Here is a 16,866-nt window from a genome sequence, read left to right as displayed (position 1 = left end):
AACAGAATTGGATAATTTAAAAATAATAGGTAGTGAAGAGTGGTGTGTGTTCAATGACCTGGGTATACCGGCAATTAAAGCCAGGGTAGACTCTGGAGCAAAAACATCTTCCATACAAGCTACTAATTTAAAAATAGTATCAAAAGGAGGTCAGGAATGGGTAAAATTTGAGGTTAGTCCGCTTCAAGAAAACCGTAGTATTGCCATTGAATGCCAAGCAAGGTTGATTGCCCGTCGTATGGTTAAAAGTTCATCGGGTATATCAGAAGAACGTCTGGTGATAAAAACACCGGTTACCTTAGGTGATGCCACATTTGATATTGAATTGACATTGGCCAATAGAGATACTATGGAGTTCCGTATGCTTTTAGGTAGAGAGGCTTTAAATGAGCGCTTTATTGTAAACCCTGCGGTAAACTATCAATTAGGATCGTTTGAAGATCAAGAGGTCAATAAGCTTTACGCTCCTTATTTTAAAGAAAAATCAGGACTAAAGATTGCTCTTTTGGCCAGTAATCCAAATTTGTACAGCAATAAGAGAATCATGGAAGCCGCAGAGGCAAGGGGTCATGAAATACATTTCTTAAATGTTGAGCAAGCCTATATGAAGCTTGATGCCCATTCGCCCGAAATTAGATATCGGGGTGGTATTATTCTTAAAGATTATGATGCGGTAATACCAAGAATAAAGCCATCCGTAACATTCTACGGTTGCGCATTGATCCGTCAGTTTAACAATCTAGGGGTGTACTGTCAGAATTCGGCAGAGGCTATTACACAATCCAGAGATAAATTGTTCGCATCACAGTTGTTTTCAAACTATGATATCCATATTCCTATCACCGGTTTTGCAAAATCACCTATGGATACCAAAGACTTGATCAAAATGGTCAACGGTGCACCATTGATCATTAAACTTTTGGAAAGTACCCAAGGTAAGGGTGTTGTTCTTGCCGAAACCAATAAGGCCGCTGAAAGTGTAATCAATGCCTTTAAGAGTGTTAACACCAACATTTTGGTACAAGAGTTTATTAAAGAAGCAAACGGACAAGATATCCGTTGTTTTGTGGTGAACGGTAGGGTAGTGGCCAGTATGCAGCGCCAAGCCCAAAAAGGAGAATTTAGGGCCAATATTCACCAAGGTGGTACCGCATCAATCGTTAAGATTACAGCTGATGAAAAGAAGTTGGCTTTAAAAGCCGCTAAAGTATTGAACCTTGCCGTTGCGGGCGTAGATATCATACGATCTAACAAAGGACCGTTGCTATTGGAAGTTAACTCATCACCAGGTTTAGAAGGTATTGAAAATGCTACAGGTAAAGATATCGCCAATGCCATGATCATGGCAATTGAAAAACGATTGAAGTTTAGTAACTAAATATTCATTTGAAGAACAGGCTAAATCCTGTTCTTCAAATTTTCCAACATTGTTTCAGTAGTTTTTTCAAGGTCAAATTCTGCATTCCAATTCCAATCTTTTTGGGCACTGCTATCATCAATACTACTTGGCCATGAATTGGCAATTTCTTGCCTAAAATCCGGTTCATAGGCCATTTCAAATTCAGGGATCACAGCTTTTATATTTTCGGCCATTTCTTTGGGCGTAAAACTCATTGCTGCCAAATTATAGGCAGAACGCTCTTTGATGTTCTCAGATGGGGCTTCCATGATTTGTAATGTGGCACGTATGGCATCGTCCATGAACATCATAGGTAATTTAGTGTCTTCTTCCAAGAAACAGGTGTATGAGCCTTCTGAAAGTGCTTTATGGTATATTTCCACGGCATAATCAGTTGTTCCGCCACCTGGCATGGTTTTCCAGCTAATAAGGCCTGGGTATCTAATGCTTCTTACATCTACGTCAAATTTTTTGAAATAATACTCGCACCAACGTTCACCGCTTTGCTTACTAATACCATAAACCGTACTTGGCTCCATTATGGTATTTTGCGGAGTATCGTCTTTTGGGGTATTCGGACCAAAAACGGCGATACTTGATGGCCAGAAGATCTTATCTATTTTTTTCTCCTTTGCCAAATTCAATACATTGAAAAGGGTATTCATGTTCAAATTCCATGCACGCATCGGAAATTTCTCTGCCGTTGCACTAAGCATAGCGGCCATTAAATACACTTCAGAAATTTCGTAATAGGCAATGACCTCTTCAAGCGCGTCATAATTAGTGGCATCTAATATTTCAAATGGTCCAGATTGCATTAAATCTTCATTACCTTCCCTAATATCACTGGCAATTACATACTCACTACCGTATTTCTCCCTAAGGGTTAAGGTTAGTTCTGTTCCAATTTGACCACAGGCCCCAATAATCAAAATATATTTCGGCATTAAATTTTTCGTTAAATGAATTTGAGATAAAGATACCTTTTCTTAAAATTTGTACATTCGCTTATGTCCAAAATTATCTTTTTTTTATCACTCATAATCCTAGTTGCCTCTTGCAAAGAGGAAGCAAAGGAAACCACGGTTGTACATGAATCTCTTTGGCAGTCTACAAAAGACAGCCTGCCCGTAAAAATTGGCTTAGATACCAAAGCCCATGCTATTTTAAAAGATTGGTTGGAATATAACGCCTTGGATAAAAGTTTTGATAAAATGTATTCTTCTGATTACATAGAAGATTTTGAACTTGTGATCGATGAGATTATAGAAAATCAAAAAAAACTAGAAGAAAGCGAATACCCTGAAAAATTCAATATCCAACAAATTAAGGGTAGGCAGAAACTGTTCAAAACCTTTGTTTTAAAAACGAAGGGCGATTTGGAGTATAGACAAAATCCTACGGAATCTATGATTCAGATGATAAAGGCCTATAATGATCTTAGAAATCAATTTAACGTTGTGGTCAACAATACGTTGCCAGAAGAACTACTTAAGAATGAAGAAAATTAGCCTATTTATATTACTGTTCTCCTCATTTATTTTTTCACAGAATAATGAGAAAGCACAAATTACCGAAACTTTGAACAGTTGGCATGCAGCGGCCGGTTCTGCAGACTTTGACGCCTATTTTGATTTAATGACGAATGATGCTGTATTTATAGGTACCGATGCTACCGAGAATTGGCAAAGAAATGCGTTTATGAGTTTTTCAAAACCTTATTTTGACAAAGGAAAAGCTTGGAATTTTACTGCGGTTGAGCGTAATATTTATATAAATAATGAAGCCGATTTTGCATGGTTCGATGAGCTTTTAGATACACAAATGAAAATTTGCCGTGGATCGGGAGTATTGAAAAAGATAGATGGACAATGGAAGGTAGCACATTATGTGCTGTCTATTGCGGTACCTAATGATTTGGTAGATGAGTTGGTAGAGCTGAAAAAAGAAACGGACAATACTCTTTTAGAAAAGCTAAAAACAAATTAATAAAAAAAGGCGAATCAAGTGATTCGCCTTTTTTTTAAACTTAAGTGACATTATTTTTTCTCGGTAGGTGCTTCTTTTCGGGAAGTCAATGCTTGCTTGCTTAAGCTGGCCAAATTAAAATTGGGATCAATGGCCAAAGCTTCGTCCAAAGTAGCTATAGCTTGGTCAATATTAGTTTTGTCCATATTGTACTGTATAAGTGCCTTTACATGAATAAAGGCGGCTTTTAAAGGTACTTCGTATGGTTGCTGACGCTCATAAAATGCATATTTCATATCGTCTTTGGCATTTGCAATACCATATTCAACATGTTTCATTGCGCCTACATTATCTCCTGTTTGTACCTTAAGGTCTGCTAGTTCATAAGCAAGGTAGGCATTTGGCTCTCTGGTATATAATGCTTCAAATTGCTCTAACGCCCTTTTTGGTTGGTTCAAAGCTTTTAAAGAAACCGCTTTTACCTGTATGGCCAAGTTAGAATCTGAATCCAGTTTTTCAATCCCTATAATATTCAATGCCTGTAAATGTTGGTTGTCATTGGCATAAATATAGGCTAGGGTATCATTTCTTTCTTTTGATGGTGATAGCACGTTTAGGTGAGTTAGGGCATTAATTACACCATCTACATCACCTTGTAACCTCATTTGGTCATAAAATGCTTCGTAATGTTTAAGTAATTCTGATTTGGTCTGTGCATATCCATAGCTGCCCGATAGTAAAATGGCCGCTACTAATATTAAAACTGATTTTTTCATTTATCTGATTCTTTTAAAGTGCGCTAAACTATTAAATTATTCTGTATGATCTTGTTAAGGAAAGGTTTAAATGTTCCAAACACAAAAAAAGACGCCTGTTCTGGCGTCTTTAATTTACAACGAATAGGGTTTTTTAAGCTAACTCTAATTGGTTTTTTGAACCTTTGAAAGAGTTTAAAAGTTGGGTGTAAAAACCAATACTTTTATTGTCTTTTTCTACACATGAAATCAAGAAATTACATAGATTGTTGAATAATAGATTCATGTAGAATGTAGGTAAATATGTATTTACCGTTTTAGGGTCATATAGACTAACATCTTCTATAACCTCCATTTGAATTCTATGACGGTGATAGTCTATGGTTACATTGGTAGCACTGTAATGCTTTTTTAAAAGTGCTACATGCAAATCTTCATATTTTTTAGAACCTGTTGGGTTCTTACAACTTAGGGAGATGAGCTTCTCTAATTCAACTAAAACCCTCTCCCGTAATTTATCTTTCTTCATAACATTATGGTTTTATATTGTTAAACAAAGGTATGTATTACGTCGATAAGTAGTTGAAAGTCAACATTATATTAACGCTGATTTTCAGGTTTTGTTGTGAAAGGATATTCTAGTGTTGTAAATGATCAATTTAGCGGGGTATGAAAATGATAATTATTAATAAGAAAAATCTTACAAAATTGAATTAATTTAAGGTTTTTGCCGGTGGAATGGTATGTGGGTGGTTCCAAGCCTCTCTTTATGGCTGCTTGGGTATAGTATTCTTTTTTAGTAGGATGCTCTGGATATACGGCATTTAAGACATCGTTAAAATGCTTATGTTCAATAATCGTTTTAATAATACCGATACAATCATCCAAATGAATTAAATTGATAGGGGCATCTCCGTTACTCAGATTTTTCCTGCCGGATAGTATCGTTATCGGGTGTCTATCAGGACCGATTAATCCACCAAATCTAATAATAACGGTATTCAGTTCTTTGTCGTTTTTCAGTAGGTTTTCACACTGAAGTAGTTGAATGCCAGATGCTGTAGTAGGTAGGGGCTTGGTTTCTTCGGTCACGATACCTTTTGCATCACCATATACAGCGGTACTGCTGGCGAATATGATATTTTTTACGTCAGACTTTTTAATGGTCAGGTACAGTAGTTTAATTTTATCAATATAGCTTTCCTTGGGACCTTTGCCACGTAGTTTAGGCGGAATATTTATAATTAGGACTTCTATGGATGAAAGAAAAGCATGGATATCTCCATTGATTTCCTTCTCGGAAATAGAAATTTGAAATGGTTGGATGCCTTTTTCCTCTAAAACGGCCATTTTGTTCTTAGAAGTGGTAGTTCCCCTTACTTCAAATCCGCCGTTCACTAAACTTTCGGCTAGGGGCAACCCAAGCCAGCCACAACCTATTATTCCTATTTTATTGACCAAATTTTAATTTTTGTACGGTTACTATTGCATCGTTCAACACAAAAGGCATTGGTATTTGATCTTCTCTACGTTCAGGTATAGAGAATAATTCGTTGTTTAATAAATCATTAGAGGCTTCATAAAATGTCAGTTCTAAAGGGGAGTCTGCCGGAAATTCTAAATTAATATCGGTAAAATTTTTATCACTAATGTAGTTGGTAATCAATCTACCACTATTTCTGTTTTGTAGAAAATGGTCAGACAATTGAATACCGTTCACATCTGCCTTTAGGATGTCAACTGGATTAGTGAAAACTTCCAAACGATTTATTGGTCTATTGGGCGTGATGCATAATCGTATAGAACGTACATTGTTGATTACAGTGTCTAACTGTACCTCAATAGTAGGTTTTGGAATGTTTTTAAGTGGAGCTTCATATGTATAGGTGAAATCAGTTCCATATTTACTGCTAATGGTTTCGTTTATTTGTGGTGGTACGGCAAGCTTATCTATGATGTATTGAGCGGTCCAATCAGATAATTTATGCTCATAGGTTGCCCACATAGCGGTATTGTCATCTGCATTTAATACATACAATAAACTTGTTGGTTTAGGTCTATCTTTAGTAAACCCAGAATCCATATGGGCCGATACCATAAAACCGGCAAACAACAGAAAACTTAAAAATGCCAAAGCACCCTTTTTTCTGTATTTTGATATTAAAGGCAGTAACAAAAAGAAGATGAGTGTAGTAAATAGGGTAGATGCAACCATCATTTTAAGCCCTAGACCAACCGGGAACATTTGTACAAACGGAGCAAATATGAACAGTGCCGGTATACCTAAGAACAACAATAAAAACGGATTCGGATTTTTCTGGTTGATATGAACATAAAATGCGACCAAAAAACTGTATAAAGGCACAATAAAAAAGGCGGCTCCTTTTAAATATATGGCTACCAAGCCACAAATAATTATCCAGATAATAAACGGAGCAACTAACAGATTAGCTGTCTTGATAACCCTAAACCTATAATATGCATAGAAGCATGTACTAAGTGAGAATAGGGCGAATGCAAAGATATAGGCATGACCGTTGTATGTAAAACCATGAAGAATATCAGTATATCCAGGATACACCCATTTTAAAAATTGCCAACTGTAATACCCAACAATGCCATTGACAACTAAGGTTAATAGTACAGGTAGAAATCCTTTGAATACATCTTTGGCATTCAATACTTTTTTCTTGAATCCTAAAATCAATAATAAGATAAAAATGAGAATGGCAAATATCAACATTGGCATGATCCAGCTAAATGGATAAGAAACCATCTTAAAAAAGGGAACGTTAAAATACACATTGTCATCTAAACTTTTCAAATTCGTGAGGTCAGTGTTGCTAAAATGCTTTAGTAAGGGCATTAAGTAACTACCTTGGTGTGCAAGCGTATTTCTATCTAGTCTTTCATAATTATCAATTTGGGTATGATAGTCAAAATGATCATCTATAAACGCAAAATTGAAGCCCTCAACATCGCCATCTTCCCTAAATACGGTTAGGTCAGTGTCATTAGGTAACATTTTGTATATACTGTATGCCAAAGAATTTGCCACGGGGTAATCAGGTTTAGCGGCTATAAATTCAGAAATTAACCTGCTGTTTCCCCTATTGGTTTCCATGAGCATATAGCTTGGTCCGCCACTACCGCGAGCCTCAAAATTGAGCACTAGGCCCACATCTTTTAACCATTCATGCTTATCAACAAAAAGGTCTGCTCCGTTGAGTCCTAATTCTTCGGCATCTGAAATTAAAATTATAATATCGTTTTTGGGTGGTGTGTTGGTTTTTAAAAATGCACGTATACCTTCTATGATAGTGGCAACTCCACTTGCAGCATCACTGGCACCTAATGATGAATGAGGATTACTATCATAGTGGCTCAATAACAAAAGTGCTTTTCTAGATTCGGTGCCTTTAATTCTAGCAAGTACATTTTCGGCTTTGCTTAGGTTGCCCCAATCCCCGGCCGTATAGCCCTCTTGTAATGTAGTTTCTAACCCTAACGATCGTAGTTGCTCTGTTATATAATTACGTACCGTGGTATGTGCAGGAAAACCAACACCATGTGGTTCTTTAGACATTTCTTTTACATGTACTAAGGCTCTGTCTGTTGAAAACTGAGTTTCAGCAACAGTTTCCCCTTCCGTATATTGAGGTAAAAGCACTCTAAAACTCCAATAAGTGGCAAGAATAATAAGTAGTAGGGTTAATACGGTTGGTGTTTTTTTCATAATTGCGATATTCTTTTAAAATGTATTAAAATTTTGAGTATTAATTGACATACATCGAAAATTATTAGCAAATTTCATTTTATTTATTATCTTTAGTAATCAACCTCTAAACATACTATCATGGGAATCAAAAGCTTTCAAGGCGTTAGAAAGGTATTTAAAAAAGAATTTGAAGCACCAATTCTTGTGGCCGATTACATGACCACTAAGTTAATCACTTTTTCGCCAGATGATTCAATTTTAGACGTTATGGAGAAATTTGCCAAACATCGCATTTCTGGTGGACCTGTTTTAGACGGAAACGGTTTTCTAGTAGGTATCATTTCTGAAGCCGATTGTATGAAACAAATTTCTGAAAGTAGGTATTTCAATCAGCCTATTTTAGATAAAAGTGTTGAGAAGTTTATGACCAAAACGGTGGAAACTATTCCGCATGATATCTCCATTTTTGATGCTGCGGGTATTTTTGCCCAGCACAACAGAAGAAGATTACCTGTAATGCGTAATGATATCTTAGTAGGGCAAATTAGTAGAAAAGACATTGTTGTGGCCGCTCTAAAATTAAGTGGTCATAATTGGAAATAGAGCTAGCCCCCAACCCCAAAGGGGAGCTTAAAATACATGAAGGTTTCCTATTAGGAAACCTTTTTTATATCAATAATATTCCCCCTTTGGGGGCTAGGGGGCTTGCTATTCTCTCTTTACTATCATATAGAAATCATTATCCAATGGGAGATATCCTAAATCATAAAGAAAGTAATAGGTAGTACCTTTTTTGGTGGTATATAAATTGGTAACATAATTGAAGTCAAAGCCTTTATCGATCAAGCGTGTGCCCGTGGTTTTGGTTTTTCCGTCCTTTAATTGAAAACTATCCAGTACTCGGTAATTTTTACGTAGCCTATTATTGATATTTCTTATAAGCTGCTTGCTAGCAGGGTTTACTTTGTTGTTATATATGTTGCGGCAATAATCATTGCAGAATTTCTTATCTATTCTACCAATAACTTCTGAACCGCATTCTAAACATTCTCTTTTCATTGTCTGTGATAGTTGAAAGTTATTTCATTTGATGTGCCTTCTTCTTCACTGACTTCCACATACATGTTTATCTCTGTATCAGAAATACGTTCAATAGTAAAATTGTCAAAGTAAAATTTATTCTCTTCGACTTTTACCAATATAAAATCTACGGTTTCATCTTTTTGTTCCCAACCGCCCAAATCACCATCAAAGTGTTTTAGCTGTAATAATAATGTATCATCTACCTCAATAATGTGTCCGAATTCATAAAAACTTACAGCGCCTTTATCAATTAGTCGGAAAGAAAACATCATGCTACCATCTGTAGGTGGGCTCCATATTTCTTCAGCAATGCCACCAAATGCTTCCCCTTTCCAATGACCTGCCAGCCATTCTATCTGACTTAATTTGGCTTTGGGACTTGTCATTTCAGGCTCAAATGATATGGTGTTCTGTGCATGGACCATAGCAGTGGTCGATAGAAGGAGTAATAGTAGAATTTTCATACTTCGGTATTTGTAACAATATACAAATTAAACGTTTACAAACGGATAGGTTTACTTTTCGTAAAATTCTATAGGAAGGTTGTCAGGGTCGGCAATAAAAGTAAATCGTTTGTTGGTGAACTCATCAATTCTAATAGGTTCTGCAATGACATTGTAGGATTTACAATGGGCAATTATCTTTTCTAAATCATCTACTTCAAAAGCCAAGTGCCGTAGACCACATGCTTCTGGCCTTGAAGGTCTCTTTGGTGGATTAGGGAAAGAAAACAACTCAATAATATAATCTCCGTTCAAAGCTAAATCCAATTTATAAGACTGCCGTTCTTGGCGATACACCTCACGAATTATTTCTAAGCCCAAAACATGGGTGTAGAATTTTTTGGAAATTTCGTAATTAGAGCAAATGATGGCGGTATGGTGTATTTTGTTCATTATATTAAATTTCATTTCTAAGATGCTTCCATAATTGGAAAATACTAAGAAGTAAGCCCAATATGCCTCCTATATAGCTGAAATTATGAACGGTTCCTGCCCTTAAAAATGCGTATGGATTGGTCATACTTTGGATTGATTCATCAATAATTCCTCCGTAATTAGGGAAATTTATTACTTCATAATGTTTTGTTGGTTGCCATTGTAGATGAGCAATAAGATATCCTATCGTACCAACCGTAATAGTAGTAATACAAATTGTACTAAATGCTTTAAACCTATCTTTAATTGTAAGAGTATCGTTCCTTATCCATAGTGATCCTAGAATGAAACCAAAAATTAGACCTACCCACCAAGTGGAATTCCAACCTATTACACTGGCACCTAATCTTGCTGGTTTTATAAAATATTCAGGAAGATGGTGTTGAATAAATTTAAAATGAGTAAAGTATTCAGAAGATATGGTAAACGTTACTTGATTATGTATTATGCCATATAATCCAGATATAATTATAGTGGAAACTATAAAAAGAAATAAATTCATTAGTTTCCTCATTGTTTAATTTCTCTATTGCTTCTTGATTTAAATAGCTCAATCGCTTTCAAATAATCCATAGCTCCCTTCATGGTCATGTCATTCACAAAACCATCTAATTCTGGGTGATTCAGTTGTACCCATTCTACTAAGGCATTTTTTTGCTGGTTCCATTCATTCCAATTAACATTAATATATTCAAGTTCTTCTAATTTGGAGATTTTTCCACTGGTAAATGAAACCCTGACCTTAAATTTTAGAGGGTTGTTTTGTAAAAAACTGTTTCTTTTATTTTTTTGAGCAACGGTAACTAAAACAGTATTGTTCTCTTCTTCTATTTCAATAGTGTTGTAAGTAGGTTTAAAAATGGAATCCCATTTATAGAATTCATAAAAAGCTTCTTTATCATAGTTTGTTGTAAAGTCGCCAGAAATTATTGTAACACTATCATTGGTAATTGCTTTTAAAGCGTTGTAATTTCCTGAATCAAAAGCACTGTAATATGATTTAACTACTGCGGCACGGTTGACATTTTGTTGCTGGCAACCAGTTAGAAACAACAGTAGAAGTAGCACGTGAAAACTGTTTTTCATTACAGGTTAATTTAAAGATTTTATCATATCCCTTATCTTTATCGCCTTCTCAAAATGGTCTAACTTGTTTTCTAATATCCACCATTGGGCAACTTCCATCAATAGTTCTGGATGGTCATTTTTATTTTTAAAAAAGGCATAGAAAGACAGCCCTACTTTTTCCCCTTTTGCTGCGATTTTAGCATCGCAAACTTGAATGATTTTTGCTTTTATTTCTTTGGTCATCAATCTTAATTATGAAAGAAAGTTAATTATTTAAAATTTGGGCTCAAATTAATACGATTCTTTACTCAATTAAAATGGATAATGTTAATCTTAAAAATTTCAATTTTACCTGTTTAGAGTCTTAAAAATCAATATTTTAAACTTTTTCTATAAATCTGTTAAAGTATTTGTAAACAGGTGTATTTGGTAGACTTTTTAATACGGTTGCTATAATTTTGAGAGTAAACCAATACTATGAAAACAATTCTATATATACTAGCGTCCACTACAATTTTAATGAGCTGTAGTAGTAAAAACAGTTAACTGAAAATTCAAAAGAAAAATGGCGAAATACGGGATCATCGGTTGTGGAAACCGCTATTGGACCTTTGGAATTAGTACCTCCATATTCATCTGAATCCGTTACTAAAAACAGTAAAATTATAGCGTGGCCATCAAACAAGTTGCCCAAAGCCCCAATAGGTTTTGAAGTTACAATATTTGCTCAAGATTTAGATCATCCAAGGTGGACATATGTTGCACCTAATAATGACATTTTTGTCGCAGAATCTAACACGAAAAATAGCGCTGATAGGATTACATTATTACGTGATAACGACATGGATGGTGTAATAGATGAAAGATATGTGTTTAAAGATCAACTGAATCAAAATTTAGGGATGTTGGTTTTAGATGGATATTTCTATATCGCTAATACAGATGGGCTTTATAGGTATGCTTACAAGGAAGGTCAGAACAAGGTTGAAGGGGAAGGAGAAAAAATAGTTGCTTTGTCTGCAAGTGGCTATAATAACCATTGGACACGTAATGTTATTGCGAATAAGGAAGGAAATAAGTTATATATCTCGGTTGGATCGGCAAGTAATGTGGGGGAGCAGGGTATGGATAAAGAGGAAAGACGTGCTGCTATTTTAGAGGTAAATACAGATGGGTCTGATGAAATAATATACGCAAGTGGTATACGTAATCCGGTGGGGATGGATTGGAACCCGGTTACTGGTGAATTATGGACGGCTGTTAACGAACGTGATAAGATTGGTAATAATTTAGTGCCCGATTACCTAACCAGTGTGAAAAAAGGAGGGTGGTATGGATGGCCTTATAGTTATTATGGAGATATAAATGATCCAAGATGGGAAGATGATCCGCACCAAAACCTTGTAGATATGACTATAGTTCCCGATGTGCCTTTGGGTAGCCATACCGCTTCTTTAGGGCTTACGTTTTATACCGCTTCACAATTTCCTGAGAAGTATAAAAATGGAGCATTTGTTGGTCAACATGGTTCATGGAACCGAGCGGAATTTGCTGGTTATAAGGTGGTATTCGTCCCTTTTCAAAACGGTAAACCTCAAAAACCAGTTGACTTTTTAACTGGTTTTATTGCTGATGAAGCAGCTGGTGAAGTATATGGTAGACCAGTTGGAGTGACCGTTGCCCCAGATGGATCTCTTTTGGTGAATGATGATGATGGTGGTGTTATTTGGAGGGTTTCGGCAATTGAATAATTAGCGTCTATCACTTTACGATTTGGACAGTTAGAGTGTTCAAAATGAATGACGATGCTAGTCTACCTTTTTCTCAAAAATCAATTCAAAGTAAGATGCGGCTCCATACCCTGAGGTCGCTGGTGCGAAAATTTGAACAAATCGCCACCCTTCCTTTGCTTTAGATGATATAATTTCTTTATAATTTGAGCTGGGCTTTGCGGTAAAAATACCTCCAAGGTTTATTTTAACAAATTGATATTCATACATATACTTATAATTTAAAATTACTTCAATATCTTCAATTTATACTTATGCAATAGACCTTCTAGCATGTCACTGGAAAAGATGGCGCCTTTTACCATGTTGTTTTCTAGGTCTATGTTAAAATGGGTTGCTGTGCTAAAATCTGCCTTTTGTAAATTGGTTCTTGAAAAGATGGTACGTTCTAAATTACAATCTACGAACTTGGCATTACTTAGGTCACAGTCACTAAAATCTGCTTCTGAAAGGTTACAGGCTTTAAATACCTGACCAATTAATTTTAATTCGGTAAATATGGAAAAATTCAAATTACAATCATAAAAGGAGAAGTCCATTAAAAAACTGTTACATGTGTGGAAAGCTAAACCCATAAGTTTGCAATGTGAAAATTTGACTTCTTTAAAAGTCGTGTTTACCAAATTCACATTACTTAGGTTACAATCTATAAACTCGCACTCCAAAAAGATTTGGTTGTCCAAGTATCCTTTGGAAAAATCGCATCTTTCAAAAATGCAATTTTCATATTCTGCACGTGGCAAACGGGAAATGGTATAATTTTCGCCTTTAAAAGTCTGGTCTAGTATTAGTTTTTCCAACTCAATTTTAATTTTGTGCTTGCGGTAATATAATTGCAGGGATTTCTAAACTTTGGAATAGGGTATTGTATGCCTTCATTTCTGTATTGATGATAGCATTATGTTCTGTTTTAAAACTGCCCCATATAGCAAGTAAATCACGTAATCTTTCTTTTGCGCCCATTGTAACGTTGGGTTCTGCTACGTCAATATATCCTCTTAAATTCAATAATTGCGCGTTTAGTTTATTTTCGAAATTTATAACATCTTGAAAGGTTTTTTGGTTGGGTTGAATAAGATTTTCTTCCCAAGATGAAATTCGTTTGATCAAAGAATCGCCTTGTTTTAAAAGTGCTTCTGCTTTTGTGTTGTCTTCAAGTAATTGATTATACTGTTTTAATTGAGATTTTGCTGATAGCATATCATTCACTGCAGTATGTATTTCTATTACGGTAGCTTCTATGGTTTTCAACATATTTTGTTGCTCTTCGTAATCTACCATGGTCGCTTTAATGTAGGGGAGAGGTAAAATGCTTACCGAGGTTTCTGCTGTTTCATTTTCTAAAGTAAGTCTTAGTTGATAATCTCCTGGGCCAACAATAGAACCATCTAATCCGCCCAGTACAAATACCTTGTCAACTGCAGGTAGTGGATCTCTTTTAAAATCCCAAGTAAAACGGTTATATCCTTTTTTAGAAGGCAATACGGCTGGTTTTGATGGTCCGCCTGGCCAAGAACTAAACTTTTTGTCTTTTTTATTGGCAATCGTTCGTATTACATCTCCATCTTTTAAAACTTCTAATTTTAGCTCAGTGCTATCTTGTGCTTCGTTTAGGTAATAATCAAAAGTAACGCCGCTTTTGGGGTTGCTTCCTATGCCTGGCACGGGTTTTTCGCTATATCCTCCAATGAATAAATAGGTGTCTTTGGGTTTAAAAATGTTCAATGCCTGTTTTGGTGAACTGGCATTTTGTAAAGCAGCTAAATCATCCAAAATCCAGAATGAACGACCGGCCGTTGCAGCGACCAAATCATTATCTTGAATAATAAGGTCGTTAATAGGGGTTAAAGGTAGATTCAACTGTAAAGGCTGCCAATGCGTGCCATCATCTAAAGAGACAAATAAGCCCGTTTCAGTACCTGCATATAGTAAACCTTTCACCTTTTTATCTTCACGAACCACTCTGGTAAAGGTATTGTCACCGGTAATGCCATTGGTGATTTTTGTCCAAGTAGTACCATAGTCCGTAGTTTTGTAAATGTAATTCTTGAAATCCATCGACTTATAACGCATTAAAACGATGTAAGCTGTTGCCGGATCATGTGGAGATACTTCAATGCTATTAATAATCCCTTCCATGGTGTCTGTAGGAGTAACATTTGACCAATTGGCACCACCATCTTTGGTTACATGTACCAAACCATCATCACTACCTGACCAAATTACACCTTCTTCATGTGGAGATTCTGTCAAATAGGTAAGTGTGTTATAAATTTCACCACCTGCGGCTTCATTGGTAAATGGTTTGCCGCCAAGTCCGTGCTTATCTTTCTCGTCTCGTGTTAAGTCCGGACTAATAACTGACCAGCTTTGACCTTCGTCGGTTGATTTGAAAACTACATTACCGCCGTGGTAAATTGTTTTTCTGTCATGTGGAGAGGTAATAATTGGGGCATTCCAATTATAACGGTACTTTGCATTTTCAGGGGATATACTTAATCCTAATTCAGGGTATTCTTTAATGGGTTTTGACTCTTTGGTACTTGCGTTCCACTTGTCAATATTTCCTTGGTATGTCCCGCCATAAATCAATTTTGGGTCGTCTGGGTCAAAAGCTAAAAAGGCGCTTTCACCACCTGCAACTGCGTACCAATCTTTCCAATCTATTCCGTTATCGTTTGTTCTTGACGCAATGGCAACGGTAGAATTATCTTGTTGCCCGCCATAGACATTGTACGGTACCAAATTGTCCGTTATCACCCTATAAAATTGAGCGGTATTTTGGTTTTGTTGCGTACTCCAACTCTTTCCACCGTTATTGGAAACGTTAGAACCACCATCGTTAGAGTTTATCATGCGTTGGTTGTTCAAAGGATCTATCCATAAATCATGGTTATCTCCATGTGGTGTTGGCAACGGTGTAAAAGATATACCGCCATCTATTGATTTTGTGACCGGTGCATTTAGCACATAGACAATATCTTCATTTTGGGGATCGGCAAAAATTTCCATGTAGTACCAAGACCGGGCAATATTAATACGGTCTTTATTGATCAATGTCCATTTTTTACCGGCATCATCAGAACGGTACACGCCACCTTTTTCTCCTTCCGCCTCGATCACTGCAAATACACGTTCAGGGTTGGCCCTAGATACAGAAATACCAATTTTCCCCATTTCTTTTGGTAGCCCCTCGGTTAATTGCTGCCAGGTTTCACCACTGTCGGTGGATTTATAGATACCTGAGTTTTTTCCACCAGATTCCATTGTCCAGGGATATCGTCTGTGTTGCCACATAGCGGCATATAGTATGGTAGGGTTGGTCATATCCATTGTAAGACCAGATGCTCCAGTAGTATTATCTACGAAAAGTACATTTTTCCAAGTATCACCGCCATCGGTAGATTTATAAATGCCTCTTTCAGTAGAAGGTCCATATTGTGCACCTTGTGCCGAAACAAAAATGATGTTTGGGTCTGTAGGGTCAATAATGACATCAGAAATGTGCCGTGTTTTGTCTAGCCCTATGTGTTTCCAAGTTTTACCCGCATCGGTAGATTTGTAAACACCATCTCCCATAGAGGTCATCACACCTCTTGCCGCATGTTCGCCCATGCCGGCAATTACAATATTCGGATTACTTTCAGATACAGATATGGCGCCAACGGTTGCCGTTTTTAGGAATCCGTCCGAAACACTTTTCCAAGTGATTCCATCATCCGTGGTTTTCCAAATTCCACCACCAACGGTTCCCATATAATACACCATGGGTTGACCAACCACACCGGTAGATGCTACACTTCTTCCTCCTCTAAACGGACCAATATTTCTCCATTTTAATACTGTAAAAAGAGAGTCTTCTAATGTAATTGATGGTTGGGTTATTTTACTTTTTCTACGTTGAGATTGTAAAGTCATAGGTGCAATCATCAATAGCACAAATAGAAATTTGATGGTTTTCATGGTGTGGTCAAATTAGTTGTTGAGTAGGTAAGATAACAAAAGCCTTTGTAAAAAGTGAGTGGGAAAATTTAATTTGGTAATTCTAATTTTAAGGGTGCCATTTTTATGGTTTTGACCAATATTATTTTCTTAAAATGATAAATTGATTTTAATGTGTGTAGGGTTTCTTTTTTAGGTTTAATCT

The 16,866-nt window shown here is 36.3% G+C and carries 18 protein-coding genes and 1 pseudogene; 5 read left to right on the top strand and 14 right to left on the bottom strand.

Translation table 11 applies throughout. The features are described 5' to 3' along the window. Positions 1 to 7: 7 nt before the first annotated feature. Positions 8 to 1,378, top strand: a complete 1,371-nt coding sequence (gene rimK / locus CSC80_RS04940; RefSeq protein ID WP_099190201.1) for a 30S ribosomal protein S6--L-glutamate ligase — start codon at positions 8 to 10, stop codon at positions 1,376 to 1,378. A gap of 20 nt (positions 1,379 to 1,398) precedes the next feature. Here the strand turns inward: rimK and CSC80_RS04935 are convergent, their stop codons facing one another. Next, entirely contained in the window at positions 1,399 to 2,346 is a 948-nt protein-coding gene (locus CSC80_RS04935) for an NAD-dependent epimerase/dehydratase family protein (RefSeq protein ID WP_099190199.1), read from the bottom strand. A gap of 63 nt (positions 2,347 to 2,409) precedes the next feature. Here CSC80_RS04935 and CSC80_RS04930 point away from each other — a divergent pair, with 63 nt between their 5' ends. Further along, positions 2,410 to 2,910 (top strand): hypothetical protein, encoded by a 501-nt coding sequence (locus tag CSC80_RS04930; RefSeq protein ID WP_099190197.1) that lies wholly within the window; start codon positions 2,410 to 2,412, stop codon positions 2,908 to 2,910. Continuing rightward, the gene (locus CSC80_RS04925) at positions 2,897 to 3,388 is read left to right on the top strand and encodes a nuclear transport factor 2 family protein (protein WP_099190195.1); all 492 of its coding nucleotides are present in this window, start codon (positions 2,897 to 2,899) and stop codon (positions 3,386 to 3,388) included. The genes CSC80_RS04930 and CSC80_RS04925 overlap by 14 nt, the downstream gene beginning before the upstream one ends. 50 nt (positions 3,389 to 3,438) lie before the next feature. Here CSC80_RS04925 and CSC80_RS04920 read toward each other — a convergent pair whose 3' ends face one another. From CSC80_RS04920 to CSC80_RS04905, 4 genes are all read right to left on the bottom strand, one after another. Next, on the bottom strand, positions 3,439 to 4,143 hold the full coding sequence (locus CSC80_RS04920) for a hypothetical protein (protein WP_099190193.1): 705 nt from the start codon (positions 4,141 to 4,143) through the stop codon (positions 3,439 to 3,441). A gap of 133 nt (positions 4,144 to 4,276) precedes the next feature. Continuing rightward, positions 4,277 to 4,651: a hypothetical protein gene (locus tag CSC80_RS04915; RefSeq protein WP_099190191.1), complete on the bottom strand. Its 375-nt coding sequence runs from the start codon at positions 4,649 to 4,651 to the stop codon at positions 4,277 to 4,279. A gap of 125 nt (positions 4,652 to 4,776) precedes the next feature. Continuing rightward, on the bottom strand, positions 4,777 to 5,583 hold the full coding sequence (locus CSC80_RS04910; protein WP_099190189.1) for an SDR family oxidoreductase: 807 nt from the start codon (positions 5,581 to 5,583) through the stop codon (positions 4,777 to 4,779). Then, the gene (locus CSC80_RS04905; protein WP_099190187.1) at positions 5,573 to 7,858 is read right to left on the bottom strand and encodes a M28 family peptidase; all 2,286 of its coding nucleotides are present in this window, start codon (positions 7,856 to 7,858) and stop codon (positions 5,573 to 5,575) included. The genes CSC80_RS04910 and CSC80_RS04905 overlap by 11 nt, the downstream gene beginning before the upstream one ends. Before the next feature lie 120 nt (positions 7,859 to 7,978). On the opposite strand from CSC80_RS04905, the gene CSC80_RS04900 reads away from it, so the two are divergent. After that, positions 7,979 to 8,443, top strand: a complete 465-nt coding sequence (locus CSC80_RS04900; protein WP_058104175.1) for a CBS domain-containing protein — start codon at positions 7,979 to 7,981, stop codon at positions 8,441 to 8,443. Positions 8,444 to 8,548: 105 nt separating this feature from the next. Here the strand turns inward: CSC80_RS04900 and CSC80_RS04895 are convergent, their stop codons facing one another. From CSC80_RS04895 to CSC80_RS04870, 6 genes are read right to left on the bottom strand one after another with little or no spacing between them, the layout of a single operon-like run. Then, positions 8,549 to 8,899 (bottom strand): hypothetical protein, encoded by a 351-nt coding sequence (locus tag CSC80_RS04895; protein ID WP_058104174.1) that lies wholly within the window; start codon positions 8,897 to 8,899, stop codon positions 8,549 to 8,551. Next, a complete protein-coding gene (locus tag CSC80_RS04890) occupies positions 8,896 to 9,387 on the bottom strand; it encodes a DUF6265 family protein (RefSeq protein ID WP_099190185.1) in 492 nt (163 codons plus the stop codon). Before CSC80_RS04890 ends, CSC80_RS04895 begins: the two co-directional genes overlap by 4 nt. A 51-nt stretch (positions 9,388 to 9,438) precedes the next feature. Then, entirely contained in the window at positions 9,439 to 9,819 is a 381-nt protein-coding gene (locus CSC80_RS04885) for a VOC family protein (RefSeq protein WP_236973323.1), read from the bottom strand. A gap of 4 nt (positions 9,820 to 9,823) precedes the next feature. Beyond that, positions 9,824 to 10,363 carry a hypothetical protein gene (locus CSC80_RS04880; RefSeq protein ID WP_143751719.1) on the bottom strand — a complete coding sequence of 180 codons (540 nt, stop codon included), beginning with the start codon at positions 10,361 to 10,363 and terminating at the stop codon, positions 9,824 to 9,826. Between the two features lie 8 nt (positions 10,364 to 10,371). Further along, positions 10,372 to 10,947: a hypothetical protein gene (locus CSC80_RS04875; protein WP_099190179.1), complete on the bottom strand. Its 576-nt coding sequence runs from the start codon at positions 10,945 to 10,947 to the stop codon at positions 10,372 to 10,374. A gap of 6 nt (positions 10,948 to 10,953) precedes the next feature. After that, positions 10,954 to 11,172 carry a DUF6500 family protein gene (locus CSC80_RS04870; RefSeq protein ID WP_074671393.1) on the bottom strand — a complete coding sequence of 73 codons (219 nt, stop codon included), beginning with the start codon at positions 11,170 to 11,172 and terminating at the stop codon, positions 10,954 to 10,956. Positions 11,173 to 11,406: 234 nt separating this feature from the next. On the opposite strand from CSC80_RS04870, the pseudogene CSC80_RS04865 reads away from it, so the two are divergent. Then, positions 11,407 to 12,680 (top strand): annotated as a pseudogene (locus CSC80_RS04865) (sorbosone dehydrogenase family protein). Between the two features lie 57 nt (positions 12,681 to 12,737). Here the strand turns inward: CSC80_RS04865 and CSC80_RS04860 are convergent. Genes CSC80_RS04860 through CSC80_RS04850 form a run of 3 tightly spaced genes read right to left on the bottom strand, consistent with a single transcriptional unit; the run spans position 12,738 to position 16,682 of the window. Continuing rightward, on the bottom strand, positions 12,738 to 12,929 hold the full coding sequence (locus tag CSC80_RS04860) for a DUF4177 domain-containing protein (protein ID WP_071341059.1): 192 nt from the start codon (positions 12,927 to 12,929) through the stop codon (positions 12,738 to 12,740). Between the two features lie 17 nt (positions 12,930 to 12,946). Then, positions 12,947 to 13,519, bottom strand: coding sequence for a pentapeptide repeat-containing protein (locus CSC80_RS04855; RefSeq protein WP_099190177.1), 573 nt, complete (start codon positions 13,517 to 13,519; stop codon positions 12,947 to 12,949). A gap of 7 nt (positions 13,520 to 13,526) precedes the next feature. After that, the gene (locus CSC80_RS04850) at positions 13,527 to 16,682 is read right to left on the bottom strand and encodes a sialidase family protein (protein ID WP_099190175.1); all 3,156 of its coding nucleotides are present in this window, start codon (positions 16,680 to 16,682) and stop codon (positions 13,527 to 13,529) included. Positions 16,683 to 16,866: the final 184 nt, after the last annotated feature.

Origin of the sequence: Maribacter sp. 6B07 (assembly GCF_002700155.1) — a bacterium.
GTDB lineage: Bacteria > Bacteroidota > Bacteroidia > Flavobacteriales > Flavobacteriaceae > Maribacter > Maribacter dokdonensis.
Note: the sequence above shows the minus strand (reverse complement) of the source record. Positions and strands in the feature narration are given on the sequence as shown.